13 protein-coding genes are annotated in these 15,277 nt (G+C 46.7%); 7 read left to right on the forward strand and 6 right to left on the reverse strand.

The window, feature by feature from the left end:
• Positions 1-369 precede the first annotated feature (369 nt).
• The 3 genes from QZ076_RS20415 to QZ076_RS20425 form a co-directional block, all read right to left on the reverse strand.
• Positions 370-777, reverse strand: a complete 408-nt coding sequence (locus QZ076_RS20415; RefSeq protein WP_293716850.1) for a pyridoxamine 5'-phosphate oxidase family protein — start codon at positions 775-777, stop codon at positions 370-372.
• A 74-nt stretch (positions 778-851) separates the two neighbouring features.
• Complete coding sequence (locus QZ076_RS20420) at positions 852-1,661, reverse strand: DUF6597 domain-containing transcriptional factor (protein WP_293716852.1); 810 nt, start codon at positions 1,659-1,661, stop codon at positions 852-854.
• Between the two features lie 38 nt (positions 1,662-1,699).
• The gene (locus QZ076_RS20425) at positions 1,700-1,855 is read right to left on the reverse strand and encodes a zinc ribbon domain-containing protein (RefSeq protein ID WP_293716854.1); all 156 of its coding nucleotides are present in this window, start codon (positions 1,853-1,855) and stop codon (positions 1,700-1,702) included.
• A 97-nt stretch (positions 1,856-1,952) separates the two neighbouring features.
• Between QZ076_RS20425 and QZ076_RS20430 the strand changes: the two genes are divergently transcribed.
• Complete coding sequence (locus QZ076_RS20430) at positions 1,953-2,888, forward strand: sugar phosphate isomerase/epimerase (protein ID WP_293716855.1); 936 nt, start codon at positions 1,953-1,955, stop codon at positions 2,886-2,888.
• Positions 2,889-3,282: 394 nt separating this feature from the next.
• Here QZ076_RS20430 and QZ076_RS20435 read toward each other — a convergent pair whose 3' ends face one another.
• Positions 3,283-4,404, reverse strand: coding sequence for a DUF1887 family CARF protein (locus QZ076_RS20435; RefSeq protein WP_293716856.1), 1,122 nt, complete (start codon positions 4,402-4,404; stop codon positions 3,283-3,285).
• A 96-nt stretch (positions 4,405-4,500) separates the two neighbouring features.
• Between QZ076_RS20435 and QZ076_RS20440 the strand changes: the two genes are divergently transcribed.
• Positions 4,501-5,769, forward strand: coding sequence for a hemolysin family protein (locus tag QZ076_RS20440; RefSeq protein WP_293716857.1), 1,269 nt, complete (start codon positions 4,501-4,503; stop codon positions 5,767-5,769).
• A gap of 52 nt (positions 5,770-5,821) precedes the next feature.
• On the opposite strand, the gene QZ076_RS20445 is transcribed toward QZ076_RS20440, so the two are convergent.
• Together QZ076_RS20445 and QZ076_RS20450 are read right to left on the reverse strand one after the other, a co-directional pair.
• Positions 5,822-6,508 carry a TrkA family potassium uptake protein gene (locus QZ076_RS20445; protein ID WP_293716859.1) on the reverse strand — a complete coding sequence of 229 codons (687 nt, stop codon included), beginning with the start codon at positions 6,506-6,508 and terminating at the stop codon, positions 5,822-5,824.
• Positions 6,509-6,522: 14 nt separating this feature from the next.
• A complete protein-coding gene (locus QZ076_RS20450; RefSeq protein ID WP_293716861.1) occupies positions 6,523-8,346 on the reverse strand; it encodes a potassium transporter TrkG in 1,824 nt (607 codons plus the stop codon).
• A 267-nt stretch (positions 8,347-8,613) separates the two neighbouring features.
• On the opposite strand from QZ076_RS20450, the gene QZ076_RS20455 reads away from it, so the two are divergent.
• The 5 genes from QZ076_RS20455 to QZ076_RS20475 form a co-directional block, all read left to right on the forward strand.
• Positions 8,614-9,354: an NUDIX domain-containing protein gene (locus QZ076_RS20455; RefSeq protein ID WP_293716863.1), complete on the forward strand. Its 741-nt coding sequence runs from the start codon at positions 8,614-8,616 to the stop codon at positions 9,352-9,354.
• A gap of 11 nt (positions 9,355-9,365) precedes the next feature.
• Positions 9,366-10,871, forward strand: a complete 1,506-nt coding sequence (locus tag QZ076_RS20460) for an FGGY family carbohydrate kinase (protein WP_293716865.1) — start codon at positions 9,366-9,368, stop codon at positions 10,869-10,871.
• 26 nt (positions 10,872-10,897) lie between these two features.
• Entirely contained in the window at positions 10,898-12,226 is a 1,329-nt protein-coding gene (xylA, locus tag QZ076_RS20465; RefSeq protein WP_293716867.1) for a xylose isomerase, read from the forward strand.
• A gap of 54 nt (positions 12,227-12,280) precedes the next feature.
• A complete protein-coding gene (gene xylE, locus QZ076_RS20470) occupies positions 12,281-13,828 on the forward strand; it encodes a D-xylose transporter XylE (RefSeq protein WP_293716869.1) in 1,548 nt (515 codons plus the stop codon).
• A gap of 92 nt (positions 13,829-13,920) precedes the next feature.
• Positions 13,921-15,277 (forward strand): tetratricopeptide repeat protein (locus QZ076_RS20475; protein WP_293716871.1); only part of this gene is annotated, 1,357 nt, incomplete at its 3' end.

Below are 15,277 nucleotides of genomic sequence, written 5' to 3' on the forward strand. Positions count from 1 at the left end.
ACACGAAATCATCATAATTCTTAATACCCGTTACCTTTATGTCGGCAATCTTATATCTCTTTGGATTATTATAAGAAATGTCCGGTACAGTCCCTTTTGTTTGATCATTTTGTGCAAAACCAGCTACATTAAAAAAAAGTATTAGTGAGAATGTTATTGAATAAATTATCCTCATATCAAATCATCATTTTAGTTTTATTTATTTTGTTTTCTCATTAAGATATACAGTTTGGTAGGTGAATACTCAGTGAGAATAGATGATTATTTTAATAGAGAATATGTTTTGGATCAAGTCAAAGGTAGGTTCAAACACATAGAACAAACTATTTTTTGCTATGCATGTTTCTGATTACTTCTATGCATAATGCATTATACTTTCTCCTTTACGAATTTATGGCCGATCCAGTAGGTTGCCTGCTCGGCGGTGAACTTCAGAATGCAATATTCCGGGTCGTCTACTCCTTTGGGGAAGTGCTCATAGAACCAGTCCACCCAGAGGGCTTTCTTTTCTGTTGTATCGTTCACGATCGTTATTGCGCCGGTCAGCGTCACACTGTCGCCTTCCTTGAAGAAAGAGACACCGGCTTTCGGGTTGTCGATAAAATTCTTTGTCTTTTCAGAACTTGTTCCCGTTGAAAACCAGATCGTATCGATCCCGTCTGTCTTGATCTTCGAAACGACTACGGGACGTGGATAACCATGTTGGTCGATGGAGGCTAATGATACAACCTCGCAATTATTCAGCAATTCGATTGCTTCTTGTTTGATCTTTTCCATAAAACTCTTTTATTGTTTCGGGGACAAACATAGGGGAAACTTTGCGGTTGCTATTGTAAAAAATCGACTTTTTTCTATTCCAGGTAGGTAAGCGGATCGTCTTCAGGTATCGGTAAAGATATGAAAGCGGAGGGATTGCTTCCCGATAACTTCCTGAATTCCTTGATAAAATGGGACTGGTCGTAGTAGCCGCAGTCGATGGCCAATTGCTGCATATCTGTATCTTTTATGCTTCTTAGTACGCGTGTCGCGTACCTGAATTTGGTGATCCTGCTGAATTCTTTTGGGGTATATCCGGTAGTATGTTTGAACTTGCGTTCGAAATGGCGCTGGCCGAGATATAATTGGTCGGTCAGTTCCCTGATAGGCATCATCCCGTTCGACCGGATGATCAGCCGGGTTGCCTGCAACATCTGGCGGTCTATGGGAAAGATACCGGACAGGCGGGCGAGAAGGTGCTTTTCTATTATCCGTATGCGTTCCTGCAACGACTCTTTTTCGCATAACATTTCTGCGAAACCGTCGTCGAAAAGCATATTCAATTCGGAAGCGTTGATCCTCATATCGGTAAACTCTCCGAGGGGAGCTTTGATGAATGCAGCCAATCCGCAAGGGGAGAAGCGTACCCCCATCATGTGAAGGCGGGTCGAGCGCGTGACTAGTTCGGAATAAACCCGCATGGGACCGACAAAATAAAAGCGGTAAGGCTGCATAATCATTTCACCATCCAGCGGTTGCGACGGTTGCTGGATGGAAAATATAAAATCCGCGCATCCGTCAGGTAATATCTTATAACGTATGTCGTATTCGGTTTCGCCTTTAATCTCCCAATATTTGTCGATATAGGGAGCCAGCAACGGGCATGGGGAATATTCCTGATACATAATAACGGGTTACGCGGTTTAATTTCTCTTGCTGGGGTTCAGGCTTTTTTCCAACGTTTCAACTGCGGAAAATAATATTGCATTCCGGCCAAAGCCTCTTCCTTGGTGTAACTTTTGCCGTTGTCCTGGTTGGTTCCGAAATCGGTTTCGTTGACAAGTGGCATTCCACAACTCTGGCAATAATTAGGTTCCATGTTCTTAAAATTAATTTATGAGGTTCTTACTTTCCTACAAATATAAAATATTTTTCAAAATTTAATTATACCTTTGGAGACTTTAAATAATTAGACCATGATAAATAGAAGAAATTTCCTGAGAAATGCTTCCCTGTTAACCCTTGGCGGCCTGGTGGCCGGAAAGATGGGAGTATCACACGCAGCCAGCCCTGTTAATATGGGAACGACTGCAAAGAAAAGTATCGGTTTGCAGATTTATTCCCTGGGGGGTGAACTCACCAAGGATGTACCTGCCGGAATGAAAAAAATCAAACAGATTGGTTATTCAACGCTTGAACTTGCCGGATACAACGATGGGAAGATCAACGGCATGGATATGATGGAGTTTAAAAAGATAGCAGAAGATAACGGATTGAAGATCACCAGTTCGCATGTTAATCCCCCCACAGGGACATATACCCCGGAAAATCGACAGTCAATCATGGAATTCTGGAAGAAAACGGCCGACGATCATGCCAAACTGGGCGTGAAGTATCTTGTGCAACCTGGCCAGCCCAGTACACGTAGTGTGGAAGAGGTAGCCTACGTGTGCGACACTTTTAACGAAGCCGGAAAGATCATGAAAGCGGCTGGTATTCCTTTTGGATATCATAACCATGACTTCGAATTTGCAAGGGTAGTGCCCGGTGGCAAGGAGGCTGTCTTCAACCGTCATAACAAAGGTGAAATAATCTACGATCTGTTCTTGAAAGGAACAGACCCTTCACTGGTCTTTTTTGAAATGGACGTTTACTGGACCGTGATCGGTCAGAATGATCCGGTGGAATATATGAAGAAATATCCCGATCGCATCCGGTTATTGCATATCAAGGATCGTGCTATTCTGGGACAATCCGGATTCATGAACTTCGAAAAGATTTTTGAACAAGCTTATAAGAATAAGATTAAAGAATATTATGTAGAGCTGGAAGGTATGCCAGATAACCGTACCCAATTTGAAGGGGTGAAGGATTGTGCCGCTTATTTACTGAAGGCACCGTTTGTGAAGTGATAACCTAATCGAACAACTTATGGGCCGGTACGGGAAACTGTACCGGCTTTTTTTGTAATTCCACACACTGGGGTGGGGAAAAATTCTACACTTCCACACTTTGTCTACACCTGCTGTTTTTAATACTGTTTTCTGGTAAAATGTGTAACTATCTTATAATTAGTGGAGTGTGGCGCATTTAACGACTTCTGTCCATTTTGGCATGCCGTTTGCACTATTCGTAAGCGTAGGGGAAACAACTGTTCCCCCTCCCTAAAAATGATGATGAAGTTTAGAATTTAGAATAAGTGTAAGTATCTATCTCCCGATATTGTTTTCTAATATGTATTAGATTAGCAAAAACTTATCGATTGATAAAAGCCGTTCCGCCTGAGAAGGTAGAACGGCTTCTTTTTTATAGTTGCAGCGAGTTTGATAGTTTCTCCAGCCAGGCTGGCAAGGTGTTCAGGTGGTTGATGCGTTCGTTTATGTAAGCAGGGGCGAAGAGGTTTATCTGTAAGTCTTTGCATTTCTCCTGCAAATGTTCCTCCACAGGATAATAACTGGCCAGTACAGCCAGAGAAATATCGCCTCCGTAGGTTTCGCGAACAGCGTCTACCTTGTAAATATCGTTTTGGGTGACTTGCCCGGATTTACACTCTATAAAGATCAACTGTTGCTGGTTGTTGAGCAGCACGTCTACCTCGTTCTTGGTCCTTGAGGTGTCGGTTTCCGTGCGGAAGACAACGCTTTGCCATACTTCGGGGTGTGATGTATGGTGCTGGCTCCATGTTCTGACCTTGTGCGCAACCAGTGTCTCCCACCAACGACCTTTGAAGAACAGCATGCTGGCGTTGGGAGTGACCAGCTTCAGCAGCACATGGTTTTGCTGGGCTATCAGGAGGGTCCCCTGGCGAAGCTTGAAGCGAAGCCCATTTTTGAAGACCCGTGAGGAGGGTAGGCGAGAAACCTCCCGGTTGCAGAACAGGTTGAAAAACTTTTGGATCATGGTGTGTTCTTTCGGGTATTGTTCGATGAACTGCTTGATCAGTGTAGAGGCCTGTATGTCGATGTCGCTCAGTTGTTTCGCATCACGGTAGTCGGAGAGCTGGTTTCCACTGAGGCCCAGTATCTCTTTATTGTCCAGTAGGCTCTTCATCGGTCGCTTCTCGAAGTTGTCTAGCCACACGAGGTCACCCAGTTGGGTGAGATAGAAGGCCGGTACATTGTGCTCCTTCGCGATGGTAAAGGCGGCGAAAGCCATCAGCTTTGTACCTTCCGACAGGTTGTAGGCGAAATCGTCCGAAGGATAAGTTGCATGTATCTTCCGGCAGACGTTGCGTACGTCTTCCCCGTCATAGGGTTCGGTGTGGTAAAGCGTGCGACGCACGGAAGCGGGGAGGAGCGGGAATAAGGGGCCGGCCACGTCTTTCGTTTCGTTGGTACAAAGCAGGTGGATGTGGTCGGGCGCGAATTCTTTTATCCCATGGTATACAGAGGTGATATCTTTCCCGAGTAATATGATCTGATGTTTCATGTTGTATATCATATATGAATTAAAGTGCTAAATGTAGCATTATTTTCGATATAATTCATATCTTCGCTCCCTAATCAATCGCTGTTTAGATAGCAAATGGAAATATTTATTATTATTGGCCTTATCTTGTTGAATGGTATTTTGTCTATGTCTGAAATCGCTCTCGTATCTGCCCGTAAGGCCCGGTTGGAACTGGAGGCAAAAAGAGGTAATAAATCTGCGCAAACAGCCCTGAAGTTGGCTGGTGAACCCGATCGTTTCTTATCTACTATCCAGATCGGTATTACGCTAATCGGAATCCTGACCGGTTTGTATTCAGGAGAGGCGTTTGCCTATAACCTGGCAGAAGTGGTACGTCATGTGCCAGCTTTCGAGCCCTATGCGCTTGGATTATCAAAGACTGTAATCGTTATAATCGTTACTTATCTGACTCTTATCATGGGCGAACTCGTACCGAAACGTATCGGTATGGGATATGCGGAACGTGTATCCATGCTTGTGGCCAAGCCGATGTACTTGCTCTCGAAGCTGGCTTCCCCCTTTGTGTGGTTGCTGTCGAAAAGTACCGCTCTTACGATTAAGATAACCGGTATCAAGGCGAACGAAGAGAATAAAGTGACGGAAGAAGAAATCAAGGCGATCGTGAAGGAAGGCTTCGATGGTGGCGAGGTACAAGAAGTGGAGCAGGATATCGTTGAACGTGTCTTTAACCTGGGCGACCGCAATGTCGGCTCAATCATGACGCACCGTAGTGACCTGGTGTGGCTGGATGTTACGGATAGTATCGAGAAGATCCGCGAAAAGGTGCAGGAGAATTTGTATAACATTTATCCGGTTGCTTCGGAAAAGTTCGATAATATCAAAGGAGTCGTTTATCTTAAAGATCTATTCGGTCGGATCGACGAGCCTGATTTTTCACTCGAAGAAGTGATACGTCAGGCTCAGTACCTGCCTGAAAACCAGAGCGTATATAATGCACTCGAGCAGTTTAAGCAGGCACGCGTGAAATATGGTATCGTAACGGACGAGTTCGGTGGTATACAAGGTATTGTAACCCTCAAGGATATTATGGAAGGCCTGATCGGCCAGGTGCCCGAAATGGGCGAGGAGGCCGAGATCACACAGCGGGCCGATGGTACATGGCTGGTCGACGGACAGTATAACTTCTATGACTTCCTGGAATATTTCGATATGGAAGATCTCTATGCCGAACATGATTACAATACATTAAGCGGCTTGATCCTCGAGATCCTCGAACGTGTTCCGAAAACGGGGGAGACATTAAGTTGGCTAACCTTCCAGTTTGAGATTGTGGACATGGACGGTGCACGTATCGATAAAGTATTGGTTTCAAAGATAGATTAATCTATTGTTTTGACCGGAAAGAAAAGGCGGGTTCCCTAAGGACCCGCTTTTTTTATAGCTCTTTAATTTTATGAAGTACCTCCATCTTTCCGAAGAGGATCAGTTTGTCGTCGGCTTCCAGGATCAGATCGTCTGTCAGCGGATCTATCACATAATATTCGGTTTGTTTCAACCCGATCAGGTTACGTGTCTCCCGGGCACGTTCGACACCCACCAGGCGGATACCGAAATTTGTCTGGAAGTCGATTGTCTTTAAGCTCTGTCCTACCAGGGCGCCGGGTGTCTTTATTGTGTACAGGTGATGGGTTTCCGTTACCTGATACCAGCGCTGGAACAGGTCTCCGAGCAGGCTTTGAGAAGCATAGGTGGCTGCATAATCCTGTTCGGGGCGGATGATTTCAGCGACTCCGATAGAGCGGATCACCGTTTCATGGATCGGAGAGATCGAACGGACGATCAGCTTGCCCGCATCCAGGCTTTTCAATAAAGCGACGGTTTGTACCGATGTACCGAAGTTCTTGCCGTACGTAACGAAAATAGCATCCATTTCGCTTAACGGAAGTGTGTTGAGTGCATCCCGGTCGGTCGTATCGAGGCTGACGGAGCCTGAGATCGTTTGCTTCACGGCTTCCACTTTATGCAGATTCAGATCGACTCCTATTACTTCATCGCCGATACGGGTAAGGTTTTCCGCTATGGCGCGTCCCAGGTTTCCTAATCCTATTACAAGAAATTTCATAAGGCGTAATTTTATTACATTAATATATTTTCCTGGGGATATGTGTAATCCCTTTTTTTGTATTCCCGGATGAAACATACCATGAAAGTAAGTACTCCGATACGTCCGATCAGCATGGCACTGATGATGATCAGTTTACCCGGAACAGATAGTAACGGGCTGAAGTTCAGGCTCGACCCTACCGTACTCAAAGCCGAAACGACTTCGAAGGTAAGTGTAAAGACCGGAGTCCCTTCTTCCGTATAGGATAATATCCACACGGCCGTCGAGGCAAAGAGGAGATAGAGTACGATCGTTGCAAAAGCGCGGCGGATGGTGGAAGGGGATATCTCGCGTTTGCGGATTTCTACTTTCTCCTTTTCCCGTGCCACATTCAAGGCTGTAAGGATAGCTACCAGTACAGTGGTCACTTTCAATCCACCACCGGTCGACATCGGGGCGGCACCGATCACCATCAGGATAAGTGTCATCATCAGGGTGACCGGTCGGAGCGCATCCATATTAGCGATGGTGAATCCGGCAGTCCTCGGAGTAACGGCGCCAAGCAACGAATCGGCCAGTTTCCCTTTCAGCGGGAGTCCGGCCAGGGTGTTGTCTGCCTCAAACAGATAGTATAGAACTGTACCTCCGATAATCAATGTCAGAGTACAGACTACTACTATATAGGTATGTATGTTGATAATACGCGGCGTATGGATATAATGTTTCTGTTGTCCGATTACGATCTTGAAAGTATTGACGATGAAATGTCTTAATAGTTTCAGGTAGTTGAATACAATCGGGAAACCTAGTCCGCCGAAGATGACCAGCAGGGAGATCCATACGTGCAGGTTGTAGTTATGTACGACTACCGGGTCGCACATATTCCCGCTAAGGGTCGAAATACCGGCGTTGCAAAAGGCGGACACGGCATGGAAAGCGGCAAAGAACAGGTCGTCCTGGGTGCTGCCTCCCGGAAGCGTTCCCCGGATATCCATATAAATGAAGTAGGCCCCTACGCCTTCGATGAAGAAGGTAACGAACAGGATGTTCAGGATTACTTTGAACAGGCCACCGATGCGGTCCTCGTTCAGCATATCTTTCAAGACCAGTTTGCTGGTGAATGAAGAATGTCCCATGAAAGAGAGGGCGAAGAAGCTGGTGAATGTCATTACTCCGATCCCGCCTATCTGTATCAGGATCATAATAATGATATGTCCTATGTGCGTGAAGGTGGTTGCTACATCGACTGTTGTCAACCCTGTTACGCAGACAGACGTTGTCGCGGTGAACAAGGCGTCCACGAAATGGATCGGCCGTGTGGTAGCATTGGGTAACATTAACAATCCGGCCCCGATCAGGATCACGAAGATGAAACTGAGCAGGAAGAGTAGAGACGGTTTTATATGTGTCTGCATCAACGTGAACGTCTGCCTCGACAAATGGATGACGCTCAACAGCAGGATCATCGTGTAAACGAACAGGGGATTCGACAGGAACTCGAGGTAAGGAAGCGATTGCGCAATCGCTTCCTTAAAGAATACCTTGGCCGACAGGACTGCGAAAAGAAGAAAATAGATCCCGATGTCCAAATACAATAATTTCTCCTGTATGATTTCATTGAAACGGACGATATACCGTAAAGTAATCCCGATAAAGAATGCAAGTAGGATATAAATACGGCTCAGGTATAAACTATGGATCGTTTCGCCTGTCTGCTGGAACCCGAACTGGTAGATAAGAACAAATAAGGAGGCAATAGATGCCAGGAGGATGATACCTTCTGCAACGATATTCAGGAGACCTTTCATGTTGGCCCAGTACATCCGGCATGAGAACTGTATATGTTTTATATCCATGATGAATCTTAATCTGTAACAAAAGTATTAATAAAAGTATTTTAGAGCTCGAATAGTTCGGAAAGTTTTGATAAAGCATGTTAACGGAGATGTATCGGCCTGTATTTCATAATATTGTTTTGTCTACATTATGACATGTATATGTTATTGTATCAGGTAAGATAGTAAATTGTCAGATAAATAGAGTATTATAATTAGTGAAAAAATAGTTTTGTATGTTTGTTATTTGAGAAAATGCTTATATTTGTGGCGGTTTAATGTAATATTATGGAAACACGTATGGAAAATAAAAAGATGCTTTTTTCGCATGTATCTGTCGATTGCGTCCTGTTGGGGGTAAAAGAAGATACGCTTTGCGTATTATTGGTTGAGAGAAAAATAGACGAAAGTGATGAAAAACACTATAAATTGCCGGGAAGTCTGATCTTTGAGAACGAGGCCCTCGACACTGCCGCTTACCGGGTATTCAACGAAGCGACTGGTTTGAAACGTGTTCCCCTGAAGCAGTTCCGTAGCTTCGGATCACCTTCACGTACAAAAAATAAGGATGATATGCAGTGGTTGGAAAATGCCATGAAACTGAAGATCGAAAGGATCGTTACGGTGGCTTATCTGGCATTAAGTAAGATAGGAAGAAAATCTAACCCTACGAATAAATATAATTCACTGGCCTGGTTCCCCGTCGACGCGCTACCCGCTTTGCCGTTTGATCATAAAGAGATCATCGGAGCTGCTGTGGAGGAAATCCGTGACTGGATTGAAAAAGAACCGTCTATCGTTTTCGATTATCTTCCTATGAAATTCACAGCTTATCAGTTGAGGCGCACGTACGAGATCATCTATAATAAGGAAATGGATGTTCGTAATTTCCATAAGAAAATGAGTTCGCTTGAATATGTCGTGCCAACCGATGAGGTGGAAGAAGGCGTGGCCCATCGTGCTGCTCGTTATTATCGTTTCGATAAAGTGAAATACAATAAATTGCATTCTAAGTTCAATAAAAACTAATCGTACGGAATATGTATTTGTTAGGTTGTGATATAGGAAGTTCCTCCGTAAAGGCTTCTGTCGTGGATGCCGGTTCGGGGTTGACGGTAGGTGCCGATTTTTATCCGAAAGAAGAAGCCCCGATCAAGGCCGTGAAGCCGGGTTGGGCGGAACAGAATCCCGACGACTGGTGGAAATACCTGAAGGAAGCGATCAAAGGTGCGATTGCCCAGGCCGGAATCAACGGGAGCGATATAAAAGCGATCGGTATTTCTTACCAGATGCATGGATTGGTTCTGGTGGATAAGAAGATGGAGATATTGCGTCCGTCTATTATCTGGTGCGACAGTCGTGCCGTGCCTTATGGCGAACGTGCTTTTAAAAATATAGGGGAGAAGCAATGCCTGTCGCATCTGCTGAACTCGCCTGGTAACTTTACAGCGGCCAAGCTGGCCTGGGTGAAGGAATACGAACCGGAATTGTTCCGCTCGGTACATAAGTTTATGTTGCCGGGAGATTTTATCGCCATGCGGATGACCGGCGATATCGTCACTACTATCTCCGGATTATCGGAAGGTATTTTCTGGGATTTCAGAAATGAAAAGGTGTCGACGGATCTGATGAATTATTTCGGTTTCAGCGATGAACTGGTTCCGGAGATACGCCCGACATTCGGTCTTCAGGGAGAACTGCTGGGTTCTGTTGCCACTGAGCTGGGATTGAAGAAGGGCACGCCTGTTACTTATCGCGCCGGCGACCAGCCGAATAATGCCTTGTCGCTGAACGTTCTCAACCCGGGTGAGATCGCTGCTACCGGCGGTACGTCAGGAGTTGTGTACGGTGTAAACGGTAAAGTCAATTATGATACGCTTTCACGGGTAAATACTTTTGCCCATGTAAATCACTCTCCCGAACAGACCAGGCTCGGTGTTTTGCTTTGCATCAACGGGGTAGGAATCCTGAATTCGTGGGTCAAGAAAAACGTAGCCCCGGAAGGGATCACTTATCCGGAGTTGAACGATGTCGCAGCCGGTGTGCCTATCGGATCGGAAGGCTTGTCTATCCTGCCGTTTGGAAACGGAGCGGAACGCATGTTGCAGAACCGGCAAATGGATTGTTCTATTCATGGTTTGAACTTCAATACACATAGTAAGGCGCATATCGCCCGTGCCGCACAGGAGGGGATCGTGTTCTCTTTCAAATACGGGATGGATATCATGAATGAAATGGGAATCGACATCGATGTGATCCGTGCTGGGAATGCCAATATGTTCCTGAGTCCGGTTTTCCGTGATACTCTGTCGGGTGTGACGGGGGCTGTGATCGAACTATATGATACGAATGGAGCTGTGGGTGCGGCCAAAGGTGCCGGTATCGGTGCCGGAATCTACCGGTCGGCCGAAGAGGCGTTTGCCTCCCTGAAGAAGATCGACGTGATCGAACCGGACGGGCTGAAGGCCGATAAATATTGTGCTGCATACAGCACCTGGAAAGAACGGCTGGATAAGCTAATGTCAGATAACAATATACCAATGTAATATAAATCATTTAAACTATTAATTTCATGAACTTTTATAAAGGCGAAAAAGAATTCTTCCCTGGAATAGGTAAGATTCAGTTTGAAGGACGCGAGTCAAAGAACCCGATGGCATTTCATTATTATGACGAAAACAAGGTGGTGATGGGTAAAACACTGAAAGATCATCTTCGTTTTGCGATGGCTTACTGGCATACGCTTTGTGCCGAAGGGGGCGACCAGTTTGGCGGCGGTACGAAAACATTCCCGTGGAATGCAGCTGCCGACCCGATCAGCCGTGCCAAATATAAGATGGATGCAGCGTTTGAATTTATGACAAAGTGTAGTATTCCTTACTACTGTTTCCATGATGTGGATGTTGTAGACGAGGCGCCTACACTGGTCGAGTTTGAAAAAGACCTGCAGACAATGGTAGAACATGCTAAAGGTTTGCAGCAGGCAACAGGCAAGAAACTGTTATGGTCAACAGCCAACGTATTCAGCAACAAACGTTATATGAACGGTGCAGCTACCAATCCGTATTTCCCGGCTGTCGCTTGTGCAGGTACCCAGATCAAAAATGCGATCGACGCCTGTATTGCCCTGGATGGTGAGAACTATGTGTTCTGGGGAGGACGCGAAGGCTATATGAGTCTGCTTAACACCGAAATGAAACGTGAGAAAGATCATTTGGCCATGATGCTGACGATGGCACGCGACTATGGCCGCAAGAACGGCTTCAAAGGTACTTTCCTGATCGAACCGAAACCGATGGAACCGACCAAGCACCAGTATGACGTCGACTCGGAAACTGTTATCGGTTTCCTTCGCCACTACGGCCTGGATAAAGATTTTGCCTTGAATATCGAAGTGAACCACGCTACGCTGGCCGGACATACATTCGAACATGAACTCCAGGCTGCCGTCGATGCCGGTATGTTATGCAGTATCGATGCTAACCGTGGCGATTATCAGAATGGCTGGGATACCGACCAGTTCCCGATGGATATCTACGAACTGACCCAGGCCTGGCTGATTATCCTGCAAGGTGGCGGGCTGACTACCGGAGGTACGAACTTCGATGCTAAAACACGCCGCAACTCGACCGACCTGGATGATATTTTCTTGGCTCATATCGGTGGTATGGATACGTTTGCCCGTGCTCTGATAACTGCTGCTGCCATCCTCGAACAGTCTGATTATAAGAAGATGCGTGCCGAACGTTACGCGAGCTTCGACGGCGGCGAAGGAAAAGCATTCGAAGACGGTAAACTTACCCTGGAAGACCTGCGTACGATCGCTCTCCGTGACGGCGAGCCGAAACAGATCAGCGGTAAACAGGAATTGTATGAAATGATTCTCAATTTATATATATAATTTTGCAGCATAGGGGGGAGTCTTTTCCTCCCTATGTCTCTTAATCTGATAGATATGAAAAACAACAATAGTTACATTTTTGGTATTACCCTTGTTGCAACCCTTGGAGGGTTATTATTCGGATATGATACGGCTGTCATCTCCGGGACAGTAGAATCACTAAGAAAATTCTTTATCGAACCTTACGGACTCCCGCTCGACCAGGCCAATTCACTGGAAGGATTCGTAGTCAGCAGTGCCCTGATCGGTTGTATCCTGGGAGCCTCTTTTGCCGGCTGGGTCAGCCAGCGGTACGGTCGTAAGCCGACATTGATCGTTGCGGCTATCCTTTTCCTGCTCTCGGCGATCGGTTCGGCATGGCCCGAATTCGGTTTGGGATTGCCCGGAAGCGGAGATCATACTTATATGTATTTGTTTGTGGCTTATAGAATAGTAGGAGGTGTCGGTGTCGGACTGGCTTCGATGGTTTCGCCTATGTATATCGCTGAGATCGCTCCGGCCGACCGTCGTGGCAATCTTGTTTCCTGGAACCAGTTTGCCATTATCTTCGGTATGCTGGTCGTTTATTTTGTGAATTATACGATTGCTTTGCAGGGCGATGCGTCCTGGTTGCATACTACCGGATGGCGTTGGATGTTTGCTTCCGAGATTATTCCGGCAGTCTTGTTCCTTTCTTTCCTGATGCTTGTGCCCGAAACTCCCCGTTATCTGGTCATGCGCGGCAAAACAGAGAAGGCATTGTCTATTCTCGGTCGTTTGATGGATAAGGAAGAAGCATCGAAAGAACTGGCGGATATCAAAGACAGCTTCAAGGAAAAAGCTCCTTCCATGCGTCCTTACTTCCGGTTTATGGGAACCTGGTTGCTCCTGTTCCTGGTCTCTTACGGAGGACTGGAGCTGGGTGGCAACACGAGTGCTTTGGAAATTGCTCTGATCGGTAGCTTCTTTGTCTCTTTGATACTTCCGATCCGTTCATTCGGCCTGCTGATCATTCTGGTAGGCGTACTGTTGTCTTCTTTCCAGCAGTTTGTCGGTATCAACGTTGTGCTTTATTATGCACCGGAGATATTCAAGACAATGGGTGCTGCCACCGATGCCGCTTTGTTGCAGCAGATCGTGGTAGGGGCCGTGAATCTGTCGTTCACTGTGCTGGCTATCTTTACGGTCGATAAGTTCGGGCGACGTCCGCTGATGATTATCGGGGCATTGGTAATGGCCGTTTCGATGATTATACTGGGCACGACGTTCTATACTCATTCCGTCGGTATCGGTTCATTGGCTTGTATGTTGGTTTATACCGCCGGTTTCGCTATGTCATGGGGGCCTGTTTGCTGGGTATTGCTGGCAGAGATATTCCCTAACTCCATCCGTTCAACGGTGATGAGTATTGCCGTTGCGGCACAGTGGATAGCCAATTTTCTTGTTTCCTGGACTTTCCCGATGCTCGATAAGAACCAGTATCTGACAGAAACCTTCAATCACGGTGTCGCTTACTGGATATACGGCCTGATGGGTATCCTTGCTGCCGCCTTCATCTGGAAGTTCGTCCCCGAAACCAAGGGTAAGACACTGGAGCAGATGGAGCAATACTGGAAACGCTAATAAGGAAATATTTGATTTTCTTGCCTTCCATGTTTCTCCCCGGCTAAAAAAGCTTATATTTGCATTTCCGGTTAATCTTAAATACGGACGGAATGCATACTGGTAAAATAATATATATAATAATAGGTATCGGCCTTCTGTTTTCTCCTGCTTTAAGAGCGGCAGAAAGCAAGGCCGATACTTTTTTTCTGTCTCGCTTCGCATCCGACCTGCGCTATATCCCTGAGATGCAGGCCCGTGCCGCCGACAACATCTATCAGCCCGGATACGGAGAGATCAGGGTACCCGGTCGTGATACCCTATTCTCCCGTTGTGCGGCAGAAGGATATGAAGCGGTGGAAGACATTATGCAACACTATTACGAAGACCTCGATGCTATTCCTGATGACAACGAACGCCGCGAAGAAGCCCGCAAGATGCGTGAGTCTATGAAACGTATCGGTGGGAGTACGTTGCAGCGCGAACTCGAATACGGCGAAGCCATCGCCCTTCCCGATAATACCCCAGAAAAGCGTACCCGTAAGATAGCCGCCTTCAACGTTCTCGTCGACAAATCCGCAGCCCGTAAAGATGTTTCTATGGAAATGAGGGCACTTATCTATATCTTCCACAAATTGTATCAGCAAGAACAATACCATGCTGCTTTCGTTTGTGCCGGACATGTCGTCGAACGCCTGGAAGTCATTGCCGACACTGATTATCCGGAGAAGAAAAACGCCTGGTACAATCTGGGACGGGCATACTTCGACTTCCGTGATTACGAACATGCTATCCCCTACCTGAAAGCGGCCCTGCTGGACGATGTCGCTCCCCGGTACTACTCTTTCTATAATTTGCAGGCGCGTAATGTGTTGGGTGTCTATTACCGGGAGATCGGCGAACCGGACAGTTCCGATTATTACTTCCGCTCCATACTGGAAAGCAAAGACCGGGTACAGATGCGTCCCATGCATGACTGTATCGCCCTCAGCAACCTGGCGACCAATTACCGGAAACGCGGCCGTTACCGTGAAGCGCTGGAACTGCATAAAGGCGCCTTGCCTGTCTCACTGGCGGAGGGTGACCACAGCTTCACCTCGGGTATTTATGTGGGACTGGCGGAATGCTATCTGGAAACAGGCGACCCGGTGCGTTGCAAGGCGATGATCGACAGCGCCCTCTACCATATCGAACAATGGCCCTGGGTCATGTCCTACCGTTCGTGCGACCTGTATCCGGTGATGGCTCGTTATTACGCCCGGACCGGCGACCGGGAACGCTCCATCGCTTACATGGACTCGACTACCGTAGCCAACCGGCGGGAGGATGAAAAATACAGCGCCCTCGTGATGCTTCGTGCCAAACAGGAGTTGTTCGAGTCGGAGAGTGCCCGGAAGGAGTTGCAACTCAGAACTTTTCAGCATGTGTCGGTTGTTATGGGGATAACGGCGGGAATTATTCTGGTCGCCC

Source organism: uncultured Parabacteroides sp. (assembly GCF_905196875.1).
Lineage (GTDB): Bacteria > Bacteroidota > Bacteroidia > Bacteroidales > Tannerellaceae > Parabacteroides.

Excerpts from the sequence above, each read along its gene's own strand:
- QZ076_RS20415 (WP_293716850.1), bottom strand. The coding sequence starts at position 777 with ATGGAAAAGATCAAACAAGAAGCAATCGAATTGCTGAATAATTGCGAG.
- QZ076_RS20420 (WP_293716852.1), bottom strand. The coding sequence starts at position 1,661 with ATGTATCAGGAATATTCCCCATGCCCGTTGCTGGCTCCCTATATCGAC.
- QZ076_RS20425 (WP_293716854.1), bottom strand. The coding sequence starts at position 1,855 with ATGGAACCTAATTATTGCCAGAGTTGTGGAATGCCACTTGTCAACGAA.
- QZ076_RS20430 (WP_293716855.1), top strand. The coding sequence starts at position 1,953 with ATGATAAATAGAAGAAATTTCCTGAGAAATGCTTCCCTGTTAACCCTT.
- QZ076_RS20435 (WP_293716856.1), bottom strand. The coding sequence starts at position 4,404 with ATGAAACATCAGATCATATTACTCGGGAAAGATATCACCTCTGTATAC.
- QZ076_RS20440 (WP_293716857.1), top strand. The coding sequence starts at position 4,501 with ATGGAAATATTTATTATTATTGGCCTTATCTTGTTGAATGGTATTTTG.
- QZ076_RS20445 (WP_293716859.1), bottom strand. The coding sequence starts at position 6,508 with ATGAAATTTCTTGTAATAGGATTAGGAAACCTGGGACGCGCCATAGCG.
- QZ076_RS20450 (WP_293716861.1), bottom strand. The coding sequence starts at position 8,346 with ATGGATATAAAACATATACAGTTCTCATGCCGGATGTACTGGGCCAAC.
- QZ076_RS20455 (WP_293716863.1), top strand. The coding sequence starts at position 8,614 with ATGGAAACACGTATGGAAAATAAAAAGATGCTTTTTTCGCATGTATCT.
- QZ076_RS20460 (WP_293716865.1), top strand. The coding sequence starts at position 9,366 with ATGTATTTGTTAGGTTGTGATATAGGAAGTTCCTCCGTAAAGGCTTCT.
- xylA (WP_293716867.1), top strand. The coding sequence starts at position 10,898 with ATGAACTTTTATAAAGGCGAAAAAGAATTCTTCCCTGGAATAGGTAAG.
- xylE (WP_293716869.1), top strand. The coding sequence starts at position 12,281 with ATGAAAAACAACAATAGTTACATTTTTGGTATTACCCTTGTTGCAACC.